This window comes from Paenibacillus sp. UMB7766-LJ446, assembly GCF_030226665.1.
GTDB lineage: Bacteria > Bacillota > Bacilli > Paenibacillales > Paenibacillaceae > Paenibacillus > Paenibacillus vandeheii.
Map to the genome: position 1 here is coordinate 1 of NZ_JASOYM010000032.1, position 1,463 is coordinate 1,463.

At 53.2% G+C, this 1,463-nt stretch carries 1 rRNA gene; it reads left to right on the top strand.

What is annotated here, in order from left to right:
• Nucleotides 1–1,463, top strand: a 23S ribosomal RNA gene (locus tag QP794_RS33040); the annotation flags it as partial.

Below are 1,463 nucleotides of genomic sequence, written 5' to 3' on the forward strand. Positions count from 1 at the left end.
TAGTACGTGGACGTAGACCCGAAACCGGGTGATCTACCCCTGTCCAGGGTGAAGGTGCGGTAACACGCACTGGAGGCCCGAACCCACGCATGTTGAAAAATGCGGGGATGAGGTGGGGGTAGCGGAGAAATTCCAATCGAACTCGGAGATAGCTGGTTCTCCCCGAAATAGCTTTAGGGCTAGCCTCGGAAAACAGAGTCGTGGAGGTAGAGCACTGATTGGGTGCGGGGCCCGCAAGGGTTACCAAGCTCAGTCAAACTCCGAATGCCATAGACTTACTTCCGGGAGTCAGACAGTGAGTGCTAAGATCCATTGTCAAAAGGGAAACAGCCCAGACCATCAGCTAAGGTCCCCAAGTGTGTGTTAAGTGGGAAAGGATGTGGAGTTGCACAGACAACCAGGATGTTGGCTTAGAAGCAGCCACCATTGAAAGAGTGCGTAATAGCTCACTGGTCGAGTGACTCTGCGCCGAAAATGTAACGGGGCTAAACACACCACCGAAGCTATGGCTTGATGCTTTGCATCAGGGGTAGGGGAGCGTTGTATAAGGGTTGAAGGTGTACCGTAAGGAGCGCTGGACATTATACAAGTGAGAATGCCGGTATGAGTAACGAAAAGATCAGTGAGAATCTGATCCGCCGAAAGCCTAAGGGTTCCTGAGGAAGGCTCGTCCGCTCAGGGTAAGTCGGGACCTAAGGCGAGGCCGAAAGGCGTAGTCGAAGGACAACAGGTCGAAATTCCTGTACCACCGTAAGCCGTTATGAGCAATGGGGGGACGCAGCAGGGTAGTGACGCGGACTGATGGATGTCCGTCTAAGCAGTGAGGCTGATGTGTAGGCAAATCCGCACATCGTAAGGCTGGACTGTGATGGGGAGCGAAAATTACAGTAGCGAAGGTCATGATCTCACACTGCCAAGAAAAGCCTCTAGCCAGGTGATGGTGCCCGTACCGCAAACCGACACAGGTAGGCGAGAAGAGAATTCTAAGGCGCGCGGAAGAACTCTCGTTAAGGAACTCGGCAAAATGACCCCGTAACTTCGGGAGAAGGGGTGCCCCGGTAGTGTGAATAGCACGAGGGGGCCGCAGTGAAAAGGCCCAAGCGACTGTTTAGCAAAAACACAGGTCTGTGCGAAGCCGTAAGGCGAAGTATACGGGCTGACGCCTGCCCGGTGCTGGAAGGTTAAGGGGAGCGGTTAGGAGCAATCCGAAGCTGTGAACCGAAGCCCCAGTAAACGGCGGCCGTAACTATAACGGTCCTAAGGTAGCGAAATTCCTTGTCAGGTAAATTCTGACCCGCACGAATGGCGTAACGACTTGGGCGCTGTCTCAACGAGAGATCCGGTGAAATTTTAATACCTGTGAAGATGCAGGTTACCCGCGACAAGACGGAAAGACCCCATGGAGCTTTACTGCAGCTTGATATTGAATTTGGGTACGATCTGTACAGGATAGGTGGGAGCCT